The 17838-nt window shown below is 40.4% G+C and carries 10 protein-coding genes and 1 riboswitch; of the genes, 7 read left to right on the forward strand and 3 right to left on the reverse strand.

The features are described 5' to 3' along the window. Positions 1-482 precede the first annotated feature (482 nt). The 4 genes from gltB (at position 483) to QQK09_RS15110 (ending at position 7784) form a co-directional block, all read left to right on the forward strand. A complete protein-coding gene (gltB, locus tag QQK09_RS15095) occupies positions 483-5000 on the forward strand; it encodes a glutamate synthase large subunit (RefSeq protein ID WP_284204990.1) in 4518 nt (1505 codons plus the stop codon). Further along, positions 5000-6469: a glutamate synthase subunit beta gene (locus QQK09_RS15100; protein ID WP_284204991.1), complete on the forward strand. Its 1470-nt coding sequence runs from the start codon at positions 5000-5002 to the stop codon at positions 6467-6469. The genes gltB and QQK09_RS15100 overlap by 1 nt, the downstream gene beginning before the upstream one ends. Positions 6470-7095: 626 nt before the next feature. After that, on the forward strand, positions 7096-7386 hold the full coding sequence (locus QQK09_RS15105) for a putative quinol monooxygenase (RefSeq protein WP_284204992.1): 291 nt from the start codon (positions 7096-7098) through the stop codon (positions 7384-7386). Positions 7387-7493: 107 nt separating this feature from the next. Beyond that, on the forward strand, positions 7494-7784 hold the full coding sequence (locus QQK09_RS15110) for a putative quinol monooxygenase (RefSeq protein ID WP_284204993.1): 291 nt from the start codon (positions 7494-7496) through the stop codon (positions 7782-7784). Positions 7785-7829: 45 nt separating this feature from the next. Here the strand turns inward: QQK09_RS15110 and QQK09_RS15115 are convergent, their stop codons facing one another. Beyond that, positions 7830-8771: a LysR family transcriptional regulator gene (locus QQK09_RS15115; protein ID WP_284204994.1), complete on the reverse strand. Its 942-nt coding sequence runs from the start codon at positions 8769-8771 to the stop codon at positions 7830-7832. Between the two features lie 354 nt (positions 8772-9125). After that, positions 9126-9304: riboswitch (Lysine riboswitch) on the forward strand. Positions 9305-9482: 178 nt separating this feature from the next. Here QQK09_RS15115 and QQK09_RS15120 point away from each other — a divergent pair. Next, the gene (locus QQK09_RS15120; protein ID WP_284204995.1) at positions 9483-11048 is read left to right on the forward strand and encodes a Na+/H+ antiporter NhaC family protein; all 1566 of its coding nucleotides are present in this window, start codon (positions 9483-9485) and stop codon (positions 11046-11048) included. Between the two features lie 235 nt (positions 11049-11283). Next, a complete protein-coding gene (locus tag QQK09_RS15125) occupies positions 11284-12912 on the forward strand; it encodes an NAD(P)/FAD-dependent oxidoreductase (RefSeq protein ID WP_284204996.1) in 1629 nt (542 codons plus the stop codon). A gap of 33 nt (positions 12913-12945) precedes the next feature. Here the strand turns inward: QQK09_RS15125 and QQK09_RS15130 are convergent, their stop codons facing one another. Further along, positions 12946-15210, reverse strand: coding sequence for a diguanylate cyclase domain-containing protein (locus QQK09_RS15130; RefSeq protein WP_284204997.1), 2265 nt, complete (start codon positions 15208-15210; stop codon positions 12946-12948). An 84-nt stretch (positions 15211-15294) separates the two neighbouring features. Between QQK09_RS15130 and QQK09_RS15135 the strand changes: the two genes are divergently transcribed. Then, complete coding sequence (locus QQK09_RS15135; RefSeq protein WP_284204998.1) at positions 15295-16221, forward strand: D-2-hydroxyacid dehydrogenase; 927 nt, start codon at positions 15295-15297, stop codon at positions 16219-16221. Positions 16222-16334: 113 nt separating this feature from the next. On the opposite strand, the gene QQK09_RS15140 is transcribed toward QQK09_RS15135, so the two are convergent. Then, positions 16335-17630, reverse strand: a complete 1296-nt coding sequence (locus QQK09_RS15140; protein WP_284204999.1) for an NCS2 family permease — start codon at positions 17628-17630, stop codon at positions 16335-16337. Between the last annotated feature and the right edge of the window lie 208 nt (positions 17631-17838).

Consider the following 17838-nt stretch of genomic DNA (forward strand, 5'->3'; position numbering starts at 1 on the left):
TTTTGCTGTTTTATTCGTAATAAATCTGTTTGTAGTACGTTTTTTGAATGTTTAGTTGGTGCTTTTAAAGATAATTATTCATCATAATGCCATGTGGAAACCGCGTCAAAGCCCGTCATACTTGTGTTACAAGCCATTAACAACTAACCCATTGAGCTGAGAACAAGAAAATTGGACTTTTGTGCCTTTTAGGAGATAGAATACTAGCAAAATTATGCCTGTATTACGGATGTTATGTAGGTTTATTTCCACGGAATAATGTATGAGCCCCGAACTTATAGGGATGTTGTGCGCCTTGTTTCTTGTAAAGGGATGTTAATTAATTAGGGAATAACTTCTAAATATTCACAGCCCTCTAATAAAATTAAAAATGAAATGGTCATTTTTTCTTTTTATTCATTAAATAAGATAGTGCACTTCGAAAACATTAGAACTGAAATTGCAAATAATCAATTTGTTATTTTATCTTGAAGGACATGTTTATGACTAATATAGAGCAAAACGCTCACGGCCTTTATGTGCCAGAGATGGAACACGATGCTTGTGGTATCGGTTTCGTGGCACATTTAAAAAATAGAAAATCACATGCTATTGTGACTCAAGCATTAGATATGCTTGCACGTATGGAGCATCGTGGTGGTCAAGGCTGCGATCCTTGTAGTGGTGATGGTGCTGGTATTTTGTTACAAAAACCGCATGAGTTTTTAGTAACACAGGCGCTAAAAGTTGGGATTACATTACCTAAATTTGACCAATATGCTGTTGGTACGGTGTTATTTCCAAAAGATAAAAATAAACGTAATGAATGTCGTGATATTTTAGCACGTACAGCTGAGCGCTTAGGTCTTGAAGTAATTGGTTATCGTGTTCTTCCTACTGATAACTCAATGATCGGTGCTGACCCATTAAGCAGTGAGCCACAGTTCGAACATCTTTTCGTCACCGGTGGTGATGATATGGACCCTGCTGTATTAGAACGTAAAGCATTTATTCTACGTAACTACGCAACACGTATCTGTTTACAGTCTGTAGCGGGTATCGAAGATAACTTCTATATCAATACATTCTCGTACAAAACGATTGTTTATAAAGGTCAGTTAACCACTGAACAAGTGCCACAATACTTCTTAGATCTACAAGATCCAAGCATGGTAACTGCACTGGCATTAGTTCACTCTCGTTTCTCAACGAATACATTCCCGCGCTGGCGTTTAGCGCAACCTTTCCGTTACATCGCACATAATGGCGAAATCAATACAGTACGCGGTAATATCAACTGGATGAAAGCACGTGAAGCGTTGCTTGAAGCTGAATTCTTCACCCGCGAAGAGTTAGATATGTTGATGCCTATCTGTACGGAAGGTATGTCTGATTCTGCAAGCTTTGATATGGCATTAGAACTATTGGTTCTTTCTGGTCGTAGTCTTCCTCATTCACTAATGATGATGATTCCAGAAGCTTGGCAAGAAAATAAAGCGATGGAACCAAAACGTCGTGCATTCTACCAATACCACGCAAACATCATGGAACCATGGGATGGCCCAGCTTCTGTATGTTTCACCGATGGTGTACAAGTTGGCGCAACGCTAGACCGTAACGGTTTACGTCCTTCACGTTACTGTGTAACAAAAGACGATTTCCTAGTCATGGCATCAGAATCTGGTGTTGTTGATATTAAACCAGAAAACATTAAATTACGTGGTCGTTTACAACCAGGTCGTATCTTCGTTGCCGATTTAGAGCAAGGTCGTATTATTTCTGATGATGAAGTGAAAAGCAGTATTGCTAACCAACAGCCTTACGAAAAATGGTTGACTGATAATCTAGTAAAACTAGAGAACCAACCAGCGGCATTAGAACGTAATATTCAACCAAATGATGGTCAGTTATTAAGACGCCTACAAACCTTTGGTGTGACATCAGAAGAGATCTCTGACATCGTATTACCAATGTTCCTTGATGGTAAAGAACCATTAGGTGCAATGGGTGTGGATTGGCCTTTAGCGGTACTTTCTCACCAATCACAACATCTATCTCACTACTTTAAGCAGCTATTTGCACAGGTAACTAACCCGCCAATCGATCCGATTCGTGAGCGTATGGTGATGTCGTTAAATACTTACTTAGGTAAAGATCAGAACTTATTGTCTGAAACACCTGAGCATTGTCATAAAGTTGAACTTGAGTCACCTGTGTTAAGTAATGCAGAACTTGAGAAAATTAATGTACTGGATCATAAACATTTGCAAGCGAAAACGTTAGATACGTTATTCAAAGCAAGTGGTGAAAAAGGCAAACTTGATAAAGCGATAAAACGTATTTGTCGTTACGCTGAAGATGCAGTGCATGATGGTTACTCAATCATTATTCTTTCTGACCGTAATGCAACCTCTGATCACGCGCCAATTCCTGCGATGTTAATTACTGGTGCTGTTCACCATTACTTAATCAAGAAAGGTTTGCGTGCATTATGTGACATCGTTGTTGAAACTGGTGACGTGCGCGAAACGCATCACTTTGCAACAGTGATTGGTTACGGTGCATCGGCGGTTAACGCATACTTGATCGAAGAGATGATTGTTGATCTGCAAGCGAAGAAACGTCTCCCTGCTGATAAGTCTGTTGCTGAGCTATTTGCTTCGTACAAGGGCGCAATCGATGCTGGCCTGTTGAAAATATTCTCGAAAATGGGTATTTCAACGATTCAGTCTTACCAAGGTGCGCAAATCTTTGAAGCACTTGGCGTAAGTAAAAAAGTTGTTGATGCCTACTTCACTGGCACTGTGACACGTATTCAAGGTCTATCGATTGATGATATCGCTGCTGAAGCGACTGTGCGTCATCGTTTTGCTTACCCATTACGTGAAGTACCTGTAACACGCCTAGATGTTGGTGGTGTTTACCAGTGGAAACAACGTGGTGAGAAGCATCTATTTAACCCAACAACGATTTCGCTATTACAAGAGTCTACTCGTAACAAAAATTACGCGCAGTTTAAAGAATACGCCAATGAAGTTGATGCACAGGGCGATAACGCGGCAACTTTACGTAGCCAGTTTGAATTTGTGCCAAAAGCATCAGGTCCTATCTCAATTGATGATGTAGAACCAGCTGAAAACATTCTTAAACGTTTTGCAACAGGTGCGATGAGCTTCGGTTCTATCTCGCATGAAGCTCACTCAACGCTCGCTATCGCAATGAACCGTATAGGTGCTAAATCGAACTCTGGTGAAGGTGGTGAAGATCCTGCTCGTTTCTTACCAAAAGAAAACGGCGACTGGGAACGCTCTGCAATCAAACAGGTTGCATCGGGTCGTTTCGGTGTAACGTCTTACTACTTAACAAACGCTGCTGAAATCCAGATCAAAATGGCTCAGGGCGCGAAACCAGGTGAAGGTGGTCAATTACCAGGTCACAAAGTTGATGATTGGATTGGTCGCACACGTCACTCTACTCCTGGAGTAGGTCTGATTTCACCACCACCGCATCATGATATTTACTCAATCGAAGATTTAGCACAGCTAATCTACGATCTGAAAAACGCGAATCGCGCTGGTCGTGTTAACGTTAAATTAGTATCAGAAGCAGGTGTAGGTACAATCGCATCGGGTGTTGCTAAAGCAAAAGCTGACGTTATCTTAATCGCTGGTTTTGACGGCGGTACAGGTGCATCGCCATTGTCTTCAATTCGTCATGCGGGTTTACCATGGGAATTAGGACTATCTGAAGCACACCAAACGCTAATGAAAAACGGCCTACGTAACCGTATCGTTTTACAAGCTGATGGCCAGATGAAAACACCACGTGACTTAACCATCGCAGCACTACTTGGTTCTGAAGAGTGGGGCGTAGCAACAGCAGCATTGGTTGTTGAAGGTTGTATCATGATGCGTAAGTGTCATTTGAATACTTGTCCGGTTGGTATCGCAACACAAAACAAAACATTACGTGAGCGTTTCGACGGTCGTGTTGATGACGTTGTTACCTTCTTCGGTTACATGGTACAGGGCATGCGTGAAAACATGGCGATGTTAGGTTATGCAACAATCACTGAAATGGTTGGTCAAACGCAGAATCTAAAAGTACGTGAAGATGTGAATCACTGGAAATACAAAAATCTAGATTTGAGTACCATTCTGTTTAAACAGAAGGGCAAAAAAGAAGATGGCATGTTTAACCAAATTGGCCAAAATCATAATCTAGAAGCGGTATTAGACAGACAGCTTATCGAACTTGCTAAACCTGCACTTGAAAACGGTGAAGCGGTAAGTGGTGAGTTTGCTATTACTAATATCGACCGTTCTTGTGGCACCATGCTTTCTAACGAAATCTCTAAGGTTTACAACGACCAAGGCTTACCTCAACCGATGCAAGTTAAATTTAACGGCAGCGCGGGTCAATCATTTGGTTGTTTCCTTGCAAAAGGTGTTGAGTTTACCGTTGAAGGTGACGCGAACGATTACTGGGGTAAAGGTTTATCTGGCGGTCAAATCGTCGTTTACCCACATCGTAACTCAGATATCGTGGCGAAAGACAATATCATCGTAGGTAACGTATGTTTCTATGGTGCAACGTCTGGCGAATCATACATTAATGGTATGGCTGGTGAGCGTTTCTGTGTTCGTAACTCGGGTGCTGAAGTGGTTGTTGAAGGTGTTGGTGATCACGGTTGTGAATACATGACTGGCGGTATCATGATTAACCTTGGCTCAACGGGTCGTAACTTTGCGGCGGGTATGAGTGGCGGTGTTGCTTACATTTGGGATGAAGATGACTCATTTGCAGCAAGCTGTAATATGGAATTAGTGGACCTTGATCCACTTGAGCAGTCAGATAGGGATTTACTGGTTGCTAAAGTTACAAAACACTTTGAACTAACAGAATCTAATATTGCGGCAGCATTCCTAGCGGATGTTAATGCAAGTTTAGCGAAAATGGTTAAAGTAATGCCTCGTGATTACAAAGCAGTATTAGCAGCACGTGTGAAAGGAGCAGCATAATGGGTAAGCCTACTGGATTTTTAGAATTAGGTCGTGAACTACCGGGTAAATTACCTGTAGAAGAGCGCCTAAAAGATAATAAAGAATTCGTTAAAATGGACGAGTTTGGGTCAAAAATTAATGACCAAGCTTCACGTTGTATGGATTGTGGCGTACCGTTTTGTCATAACGGTTGCCCAATCGGTAACATTATTCCTGAATTCAATGATGCGGTTTACCGTGATAGCTGGCAGGAAGCGTGGGAAATTTTAAGCTCAACCAATAACTTCCCTGAGTTTACGGGACGTGTTTGTCCTGCACCTTGTGAGAGTTCATGTGTTTTAGGGATTAACCAAGACCCAATTACTATCTGTAACATCGAGAAAAACATCGTTGAAACAGCATACAAAAATGGTTACGTTAAGCCAAAAATTCCGACGTCACGCACAGGTAAAACCGTTGCAATTGTTGGCTCAGGACCTGCGGGTCTTGCTGCTGCGGAGCAGTTAAACTCTGCTGGTCACACTGTTACTGTTTACGAACGTGATGAAAAAGTGGGTGGCCTGCTACGTTTTGGTATTCCAGACTTTAAACTGGGTATGGATGTTATCGACCGTAAAATTGCTGTAATGGAAAAAGCAGGCATTAAGATGGTTGTTAATGCACACATTGGTGTTGATTTTGATGCGAATGAATTGCGTAAGCAGTTTGATGCAGTGGTATTAACGGGTGGCTCTACGGTACCTCGTGATTTACCAATTCCTGGTCGTGACTTAAAAGGTGTTCATTTTGCAATGGAATTCCTAGGTCAAAATAACCGCCGTGCAAACGGTATGGACTTAAAGACTGAAGAGATTCATGCATCAGATGATCACGTTGTGGTTATCGGTGGTGGTGATACGGGGTCTGACTGTGTTGGTACCTCTAATCGTCATGGTGCAAGCTCTGTAACGCAAGTGGAAATCATGCCTGTTCCACCTGAAAAACGTACAGTGAACATGCCTTGGCCTTCATACCCAATGATCTTGAAAACGACCACTTCTCACGAAGAGGGTGTTGATCGTCATTGGTCTATTTTGACTAAAGAGTTCATCGGTGATGAAAACGGCTGTGTGAAAGAGTTAATCGTTGCCGACATCGAGTGGGAAGAAGCCGCTCCTGGTCAGCGTCCTAACTTTAAAGAGATTGAAGGTTCTGTACGTTCAATTCCTTGTACGAAAGCATTCTTAGCGATGGGTTTCTTACACCCAGAGCCAACGGGTGTATTAGGACAGTTAAAGGTTGCTGTAGATGAACGCGGTAACGTGGCAACGAACGATTTCCAAACTAGCCAAGCAGGTGTATTTGCCGCTGGTGATATGCGCACAGGCCAGTCTCTGATTGTACGTTGTATCAATGAAGGTCGTGAAGCATCTCGTGCGGTTGATGCTTACCTAATGGGTAGCTCAAACTTAGAAGCAATGGCTGATTCGTTAATGCTATCTAACTAAGCTTTATTAGTAAAAATCTTGCCAAGTAAAGACGCTACTTAGTTAATAAGTAGCGTCTTTTTTTATGTCCGAAACACAGCTCCTGCAAACCAGCGATATAGTCCTTTTTAAATAATCAGCACAGGTCGGGCTTCGCCCAACTGACGGCCTAAAGACCGACCTATAGTCGACACAGAATAGATCGAGATAAACTGTAGGTCGTGGCTTTAGCCCGACGGGTTTCACATCGGTTCTAACCAAATAAGCACAGGTCGGACTTCGACCACCTGACGGCCTAAAGGCCGATCTACAGTCGACACAGAATAGATCGAGATAAATTGTAGGTCGTGGCTTTAGCCCGACGGGCTTCACCCAACTGACGGCCTAAAGACCGAGCTACGACCGACACAGAATAGATCGAGATAAACTGTAGGTCATGGCTTTAGCCCGACGGGTTTCACTTAATTTATCAATTTATCTTACCAATGCTGTGATCAATTTTAAATTGATAATGATTCAAATTTTAGGCTGTTTTCAATAGATAAAAGAATCTCTATTATTCACCCATAGCAACGAGGCAGCAACAAACAGTTTGTCGTTATCTCGAAATTGAAACAGTCATCTAATAAGAGCAGAGGAAATTAACCATGAGCAAATTAACCATTATCGCAAACATCATCACTAAAGCAGACCAAGTTGAATTAGTAAAAGCAGAACTTTTAAAACTGATTGACGTAACACGTGCAGAAGAGGGGTGCATTAACTATGACCTTCACCAAGATAACGAAAACCCTGCACATTTTACGTTTTATGAAAACTGGGTTTCACGTGAATTATGGCAAGCACACATGGGCAACCAACACCTTGCTGACTATATGGTAGCGACTGAAGGTGCTGTTGTTGAGTTTACAGTAAACGAAATGACACAAATCGCTTAAATCAATTTTAAAGTAGCTACAGGATTTATAAATAACTAAACGATTTATAAGTAACTAAATAACACATTCAAACAACATATTTAAATAATATAAACAGGAAATTAACCATGAGCAAATTAACAATTATCGCAAACATCATCACTAAAGCAGACCAAGTTGAATTAGTAAAAGCAGAGCTTTTAAAACTGATTGACGTAACACGTGCAGAAGAGGGTTGCATTAACTACGACCTTCACCAAGATAACGAAAACCCGGCACATTTTACTTTTTACGAAAACTGGGTTTCTCGTGAATTATGGCAAACACATATGGGCAACACACACCTTGCTGAATACATGAAAGCGACGGAAGGTGCTGTTGAAATTTTTACTTTAAATGAAATGACACAAATCGCTTAATACAAGTCAGCCATTAGTTAAAATTAAACTAATGGCTAATAACCGTTAATGTTTAGTCAGTGCGTTTTTATTAACGATATCACGCTCAATCAGTTGTGATAGCAATTCATTAGTTCTCTCTCTGAAGAAATCACGTAACAAACGCACCGTTGGCGTTATTGATTGACGACTTGGACAAACTAACCATAGTTCTGTGGATGTTGGAGTAAATTCTGGCATGACATGAATAACCCGGTTATTGAGTAAATCATCGGCCATATCTAGGCATGATTTAATCGCAATGCCTTGACCGTTAACGCACCAACGTCGCACTAAATCACCATCATTTGAAGCGCGTTTACCTTTTAGCTTTATTTTGTAAGTTTCATCTTCTTGGCTAAAGTGCCATTCATCCTGAACAATGTCTTGGAGTTGATAAAACAGGGCATTATGTTCACTTAATTGTTCTGGATGTACAGGTGTACCATGTTGTTTTAGATATTCAGGTGAAGCACATAATACCCGTGGCACATTACAAATTTTAAAGCCGTACATATTCGCATCATTTGGCGATCCATAACGTAGTGCCATATCCACCGAGTCACGATAGAAATCAATATTACTATCGGTGATGTTACTGCGCAGCCCTACATTAGGATAATGATCTAAAAACTCATCTAACCATGGTGTGACCACATTTCGTCCGAGATCCGATGAAAGTGCAATACGAACCTCACCACGTAGTTCATCTAGATCTTCTTGTAGGTTTTGTTTAGCATCATCAAGCAGTTGCAAGGCTTGCTTGCATTGCGGCAGATAACGTTCTCCAGCGGGTGAAAGCCTGAGTTGTCGTGTGGTGCGCACAAATAGCTCGACACCGACCGTATTTTCAACGCGTTTAATCGCTGCGCTGGCGGTTGCCATGCGCATATCAAGGCTATTCGCTGCGGCGGTAATACTGCGAAATTCTGCTACCTTTAGAAACACTTGAAGATCATTAAAGAGCATAGCTCAATCCTAAGTTGATAATTTATTAATTACTATAGTGTTTTATTTTGAATAAACAATATGAACGATGCAATGCGGTTATCTATTTTAATATTATAAAAAACCGTGCTTTTATGATTGCGCATATATGTTGATAACATATTATTTCTTGTCGTATTTATTCTTCTGATATTCAGGCGCGATATGTGTCGTCGTTTACACTGTCACTCATTAAACAAGCTTCTTGCCTCGATGATAGAGGTTTATCAACTGCTAATTTCACCATTCTGCTTGATGCTTTATAGATAAATATTAGAGTACTTGATTCAAAAGTCGCGTGTTACAATCCCGCGCAAGAATAATGGGTAACCTTTTTCTTACAGTAGAGGCGCATTACCTATCAGTAACTTAGAGAAGATCGACAATCTGTGATCCTAAGTGAAAGGAGTTAATGCCGAAGTAGTTCTAGGCTGTCAACCTAACTATTGGTGTCGTTTTTAATAAATGCGAGACTGTCATGCCAGATCAGATCTGGATGGAGAGCTACAACATGTTAAACATTAGATAATAATTATTTATATCTGTTTAACTTGCTTCCCTTTGAATACCTCATTAAACAATATCTGTTACTAAGCTTCATATAATAAATTTTTGTTTTATAGCATTACGTTAAAAACAACCCCTCTTATTGACGAGTCTGGGGTTTTCTATGATTAAGGAAGGTAAAAATAAATGACTTTGATAGACTTCGCAGCATCACCGCTGTCGGTTCTACCCGCTATAATTGCACTGGGATTAGCAATAATTACACGCCGTGTTTTAGTGTCGCTAGGTGTTGGTATTATCCTGGGCGCACTACTACTTTCTAACTTTGCTCCGATGAGCGCGATCTCTTATATTGCGAATACAGTGCAAGGCGTGATCATGGAAGATGGTGGTATCAATACTTGGAATATGAGTATTGTCGCATTCTTATTACTATTGGGTATGATGACTGCTTTGCTTACTTTGTCTGGTGGTACACGCGCATTTGCCGATTGGGCACTGGATCATATTAAAGATAAGCGTGGCGCTTCATTTTTAGCAGCTTTTTTAGGCGTATTCATCTTTATCGATGATTACTTCAACAGTCTTGCTGTTGGTTCTATCTCACGCCCTGTGACCGACCGATTCAATGTCTCACGCGCAAAATTAGCATACATTCTAGATTCGACTGCTGCACCGATGTGTATTTTAATGCCCGTTTCAAGTTGGGGCGCTTACATCATGACGATTATTGCAGGCATTCTAGTAAGCCATGGCATCAATGATTATTCACCGTTAGGTGCGTATATGGCACTAATTCCGATGAACTTCTATGCGATATTCACGCTATTAATGGTATTTGCCGTTATCTACTTTAAACTTGATGTTGGTCCGATGAAGCAACATGAGATTGAAGCCGAAAGTAAAGGTTCAGTTCATGCTGGCGATCAAGATGCTGCTGACTTACATGATGAGTTAGGCATTACAGAAAGTGAAAAAGGTAAGGTAAGTGATTTAATCTACCCAATTGTTGCATTAATTGCAGGCACACTATTTTTCATGATCTACTCAGGTGCTCAATCACTTGCAGCAAGTGAGTTGCCATTCTCTGTGTTAGGTTCATTTGAAAATACCGATGTCGGTTCTTCACTAGTCTACGGTGGAATCGTTGGTTTATTGGTGACATTAACGACGACGTTCAAGCAGAAATTACCGTTGAAAGAGATTGGTTTTGCCGCTTGGATTGGCGCTAAATCGATGTTTGGTGCGATTATCATTCTATTCTTTGCTTGGTCTATCGGCTCTGTGATTGGTGATATGAAAACGGGTGCTTACTTATCAAGCCTTGTGCAAGGTAATATCGGTCTACATTGGTTACCGGTTATCCTGTTTGTATTATCTGGTTTAATGGCATTTTCAACGGGTACCTCTTGGGGCACCTTTGGTATTATGTTACCTATTGCTGGAGATTTAGCGGGCGCAACTGATTTAGCACTTATGCTGCCAATGCTAAGCGCTGTATTAGCAGGTTCTGTATTTGGCGATCACTGTTCACCTATTTCAGATACTACCATCCTGTCATCAACGGGGGCACGTTGTAAGCATATTGACCATGTGGCAACACAGCTACCCTATGCGCTGTCGATGGCTGCTGTTTCGATGATTGGTTTTGTCGTGATTGGTTTCACTAGCTCTTTATTAACCGCATTAGCTGCTTCAAGCCTTGCTTTTATTGCTGTTATTGCTGTAATGAAAGTACTTTCTAAGCGTTAATTAAGAAACTACTCTGTGACGTTTAAAAACCAGCTTCGGCTGGTTTTTTTGTTTCTGTTGATTTTATAATTTCACCTAAACAAAGATGATGTCGTTGCCGGACTATAAATTTAAAGTCAGCTTTTCACTGTATTACGATTCGTTAATTTCAATTTAGTGATAGATCACGTACACTACGCGCTTATTTTTTAAGCCTGTTTTTTAGGCGATTTTTTATATAGTGAGCAGGTGAAGCATGATACGTCTCAACCAAGTTAAATTACCGTTAGATCATAGTGAAGATGCGCTACAACAGTTTGTATTAGACAAGCTAAACATATCTGAACAACAACTGGTTGATATCCACGTATTTAAGCGTGGTTATGATGCACGTAAACGTAATGTAATTACGCTTATCTACACTCTTGATGTAACTCTGCAAAACGTGGATGAAGCGGCTATTCTAAGTGCCCTTGAAAAAGATCAAAATATTCGTGTTTCACCAGATACTGATTACAAATATGTCACTCAAGCACCAGCTGATTTAAATGAGCGTCCAATTGTCATCGGCATGGGACCTTGTGGTTTGTTTGTTGGTTTAATCCTTGCGCAAATGGGCTTCAAGCCAATCATTTTAGAACGTGGCAAGTCGGTACATGAACGTGCTAAAGATACCTTCCGTTTTTGGCGTACAAGCGAACTAAATACGGAATCAAACGTGCAATTTGGTGAAGGTGGCGCGGGCACTTTCTCTGATGGTAAACTTTATAGCCAAGTGAAAGATCCGGGTTTTCTAGGCCTTAAAGTAAAACAAGAGTTTGTTGCTGCAGGTGCGCCAGCAGAAATTATTTATGTCAGCAAACCACACATTGGTACTTATAAGTTAGTGACTATGGTCGAGAAAATGCGCCGTAAAATCATCGAACTCGGTGGTGAAATTCGCTTTGAAACACGCGTAGAAGAGATCAATGTTGAAGGTGAGGGCGAAAATCGTCAAGTGACAGGTGTTACGCTAAACGGTGGTGAAGTGATTAACTCTAAACATGTTACGTTAGCAATTGGCCACAGTGCACGTGATACGGTGCAAATGTTACATGATAAAGGGGTACAGTTAGAAGCACAGTCATTCTCGATTGGTTTCCGTATCGAGCATAAACAAGAGATGATCGATAAATGTCGCTTTGGTATTAATGCCGGTCACCCAATTTTAGGTGCAGCTGATTACAAATTGGTACATCACTGTAAAAATGGTCGAAGTGTTTATAGCTTCTGTATGTGTCCGGGTGGTGTTGTTGTTGCAGCAACCTCTGAAGAGCATGCGGTTGTTACTAATGGTATGAGTCAATACTCACGTAGTGAGCGTAATGCTAACAGTGCGATTGTCGTGGGTATTAACCCAAGTGATTTCGATAATGATCCGCTGCAAGGTATCGAATTACAACGCAAACTTGAGCGTAATGCTTATGTGATGGGTGGCAGTAACTACGATGCACCGGCACAAATGGTAGGTGACTTCTTAAATGCGGGTCAAGGTAAACCCTTTGAAAACGTTGAGCCTTCTTACAAACCTAATGTAAAAATGACTGATTTATCGCCTGCGTTACCGGATTTTGCCATTGATGCGCTGCGTGAAGCGATTCCTGCTTTTGCTAAGAAAATCCGTGGTTTTGATAGTAAAGATGCAATGCTGACAGGGGTTGAAACGCGTACTTCTTCTCCTGTACAAATAAAACGTGGTAACGATTTCCAAAGTTTAAACACCAAAGGTTTATACCCTGGTGGTGAAGGTGCTGGATATGCCGGTGGTATTTTATCCGCTGGTATCGATGGTATTAAAATTGCTGAAGCTGTGGCGTTAGATATGATTAAAAGCATCAAGGCTTAAATAAGTAACTGACAGCTGAGCCTTTCAGCTGTCTTATTTCTCATGTTGATCAAGGTCTTGATATAAGCAATATTGCCCCTTACCGAGGCTTTTGGCTTTGTAGAGGGCTTTGTCGGCATGGTTAACAAACTCTTCTTCGGTCACGCCATCCTGTGGTGAGATAGCAATACCTATTGTTGCACCTATTTTCATGACTTGATCATCAATATTCATTGGTTTAGAGAGTACTTGTAGAATTTTCTTCGCTGGGGTGATGGGATCAAACTGTCCATCTACACTGTTTAAGATAATCGCAAATTCATCGCCGCCTAAGCGGGCGATTAAGTCAACATTACGTGTGACCTTTTCGAGTCGTCTAGAAACCAGTTGCAACACTTTATCGCCAACATTATGCCCGTAGGTATCATTAATCGGCTTAAAATTATCAAGATCAATAATTAACAATCCAACGCTTAATTGTAACCGTTTCTTACCTTCAATCGAGCGTTTTAGTGCTTGATTAAAATGGCGACGGTTAGCAAGGTCAGTCAGTGGGTCGGTTAATATTAAATGTTGAATTGCTTGCTCATCTTTTTTACGTTGTGTGATATCACGAATAATAGCGGTGTAATTAATCTCATGATTAAATTCAGACTGACCGAGGAAAATTTCTACAGGAAATAATGTGCCATTTGCATGTTTGACATCTTGCTCACGACTGCTTTTATCTACCCTCGGTGACTTCTGATTATTGAAATCTTCCATTATCTTAGGGTGTCGTGCTGCGATATCTGTTGGCATTAATAGGGTAATGTTTTTCCCTATCAACTGAGCTTCACGATAGCCAAACATTAATTCAGTTGCTGTATTGATACTTTCAATGATCCCCTGTTTGTTGGTTGTGATGATCGCATCATGTACCGTGTTAAGGATCATATTGACGCGACTTTGGTTATCCAGAGCATTGTTACGATCAATTTCTGCACTTTTTTGTAATTCGATAAGGTGACTGGCGAGTGTCAATGCTTGCTCGGTTTTTTGCTCACTTTTATTTTGTAGCACGGTAATCTCTGCGAGCTGCTTTAAGGTTGTTTTGTTCATTTGGATTAACGATTTGGCAATATGGCGGCGTTTACTTTCATTTTTCTTGAAAATACGCATAGAGCGAATTATTTGTTGTATTTCAAGAGTTTGATTTATACCTATATTAATTGATTTTTTATGTCGTTGTCGGGCGAGCAATACCATTGAAACGGTGATTTTCTGTAGAGGGATGATGACTTTTATAAACATCACATAAGCAAAAGCAAGCAGGCTTAATATACTAATTACGATAATTGCTTTGATGAGGTTATCTATGCTGCTTTGAATATGGTGAATTTTTTCCCCTACTTCAGCGGTTTTACTGCGTAGTTCAATCTCAATATGTTGGTTTAATACTTCTATTGCATTGATTATTTTTCTATTGATACTGTTTAACGCTAAAACATTTTTTTGTTCGACCTGTTGATTGGGTTGAGTTAATTGCTTTAACCGTTGCTGATAGAAGTCAGTACTGTCGACTAAATTGTTTAATACTCTTTTTTCGTCAACGGTGAGTACCTGCTGTAAGTATTTTTCTACTATCACACGAACTTCATCGAGGCTCTCTTGTGCCGCATTGGCATAATAGCTATCAGCTCTTAATTGATAATTTTTAATATGATGAATTAATCCTCCGTAACCAAGCTTTGCGACTAAATCGGTCAGTAATATAAACTTGTCGGGAGAGGATGTTTGCTTTTCCCCATTTTGAGTGACGAAGTTGCGATTATATTTTTCTAATACCGCTAGGCCACGTAATGCAGAATCGTTATTAATGCGCATAAATTGGTCGAGTTTATGCTGGGGAGCATTTTGTTTAAAAAGTGAAAGTAACTTATCGCAGTTATCTTGATACTGTTTCACTACCGCTGCAATGTCTTTGAGGGCATCGCGCTCAGTATCGGATAGTTGAAATGAATTGTAGAGTTGAATGATGCTATCAATGCTTTGTAAGTCTGACTTAATGCTCTCGAGTTGATCAATGTTATCGTTCAAAATCGCATTTTTTAGTTTATGGATCATGCCGCCGAATCCCAAAAATCGGCGAATGGAATTTTCTAAACGTAATTTTTCAGATTGCTCAACTTGCACTTCCTCCCATAACGTTTCAATTTTCAATACATCAGACTTTATTTTAAGCATACTGATGATCTGAGCACTCGCCATTAATACAATCAATGAAAGTAACATGATGCTGATAAATTTTAGCGTAATATTGGGTGTGACTTTTTTCATAAAAGACCTTTTAATCTAACATCTAAAAGGTAGTGTTGAACTGCTTTCTTGTAAATATAACTTTTTGTAAATAACGGAGAAAAAATGAAAATTGTGTTATTAGATGCATTAACGCTTGGGGACAGTGATCTCTCTGAGTTTGCTACATTAGGAGAGTTTACCCGTTATGACGCTACGGAACCGGATCAATGTTTACAGCATATTGCTGATAATGACATTATCATTACCAATAAAGTGGTCATTGATGAAGCGATCATAAGTGCGAATCCACAACTTAAACTTATCTGTATTGCTGCGACGGGGATGAATAATGTGGACTTAGTCGCTGCTAAAAAAGCCAATGTAAGCGTCAAAAATGTGTCTGGGTATTCTACAGAAAGTGTTGCCCAAGCCACCTTTGCCATGCTGTTTCAGCTATTACATCAGCAACGCTACTATGATCACTATGTGATGGAGAAAAAGTGGTGTGACAGTCCTAACTTCACCCATATCAGTCGCCCGTTCACGGAGATAAAAAGTAAACGTTGGGGAATTATAGGGCTCGGAGGAATAGGAAGACGGGTTGCTGAGTTAGCCACTGCATTTGGTTGTGAGGTTTGTTACTTCTCTACCTCTGGTCAAAATAACCAAGCTGATTATCAGCAGGTTGATTTTAAAACGTTACTTTCACAATGTGACATCATCACGATTCATGCCCCACTCAATGAACAGACTCAAGACTTAATCGATGCACAAGCATTAGCGTTATTAAAACCCGGTGCCATTATGTTAAACCTTGGCCGTGGCGGTATTATTGATGAACAGGCGATGGCAAAGTCATTAGATGAACAAGATATTTACCATGGCAGTGATGTATTAGCGGTAGAGCCGATGCAAAAAGATCACCCATACTTTGATATTAAACAGCAACACCGTTTAGTGTTAACACCACATACTGCTTGGGCAAGCAGCGAAGCACGTAAAAGTTTAGTCGCGCTGGTGGCAGAAAATATAAAAGCTGAAAGTATTTAGCAGTCAGTTAAGGGCGAAATAAATTCATTTTCATTATAAAAAGGGCTGCTTTATTTTCATAAAGCAGCCCTTTCTTTGCTGATAGCTGACAGCTAATAAGTGATAGCTATTTTCTAGCCAGGAAAGAAGATTAACTTAGCTAGGAATAATACCGCTAAGAACCAAACGCTTGCGCTTAACTCTTTCGATTTACCACTGAACACTTTAATTGCAGCAAAAGTGATGAAACCGATTGCAATACCATTCGCGATAGAGAAAGTAAGTGGCATCATAATCGCAACAACAACAACGGGTGCCGCTTCTGTAATGTCATCCCAGTTAATGTCTTTTAGACCACCCACCATCAATACTGCAACATAAAGTAGTGCGCCAGCTGTTGCGTAAGCTGGAACCATACCTGCAAGTGGCGCAAAGAACAGCGCTAATAGGAACAGTAAACCAACAACAACAGCAGTTAAACCAGTACGACCGCCTTCAGCAACACCAGCAACACTTTCGATGTAACTGGTTGTTGTAGAAGTACCTAACATTGAACCCGCAATTGACGCGCCACTATCTGCTAATAACGCACGGTTTAAACGTGGTAAATTACCGTCTTTATCCAGTAACTTTGCTTTATCTGCAACAGCAATTAACGTACCTGAGGTATCAAACAGATCCACAAACAGGAAGGCAAAAATAACACTGATCATGCCCACGTTAAATGCACCCGCGATATCCATCTGCATGAATGTTGGCGCAACGCTTGGCGGCATTGAAATAATGCCTGCGTATTGCACATCGCCTAAAATAATACCGATTGCAGTAACCACTAATATTGCAATCATCACACCACCTTTAATACGGTAATGCGCAAGGGCAATAATCAGGAAGAAACCAAGTGAAGCCAGTGCAGCAGGTAATTTAGTTAGATCACCTAGTGATACTAATGTCGCTGGGTTCTGAACAACAATACCGGCGTTTTTAAGTGCAATTAATGCAAGGAAAAGACCGATACCCGCAGCGATACCTTTACGCATTGGTAGTGGAATAGAGTTGATGATCCACTCACGAATCTTAAATAGACTGAGTAACGTGAAACAGATACCAGAAAGGAATACGGCACCTAATGCTACTTGCCATGTGTAACCCATATCGAGTACAACGACGTAAGTGAAGAAAGCGTTTAAGCCCATGCCTGGTGCAAGTGCAACCGGGTAATTAGCGTAAAAGCCCATAATGAAACAGCCAATGGCTGCGGCTAAACAGGTCGCTACAAAAACTGCTCCTGGATCCATCTCAGTAGCTGATAACATCGATGGGTTTACAAAGATGATATAAGCCATGGTTAAAAAGGTAGTGAAACCTGCAATAACCTCCGTTTTTAGCGACGTATTATGTTCGCTAAGTTTAAACAATTTTTCAAGCATGTTGATTTAACCCTTAGTTGGAAATGTATGAATTTCTTCAAATTAAGAAATATTTGAATTTCGCGCGGATTATATGTAGTTAAAGAATTGTGATCTACCTGTTTCGATCAACTTTAGGTCAATAGGTCAATAAATGGCTTACTAAATATTTTTTACTTGACCTAAGTAGATAGAAAATAGATATCGCTAATATGTGGGATATGTTTTA

The sequence above is a fragment of the Psychromonas marina genome (assembly GCF_030161115.1).
Taxonomy (GTDB): domain Bacteria; phylum Pseudomonadota; class Gammaproteobacteria; order Enterobacterales; family Psychromonadaceae; genus Psychromonas; species Psychromonas marina.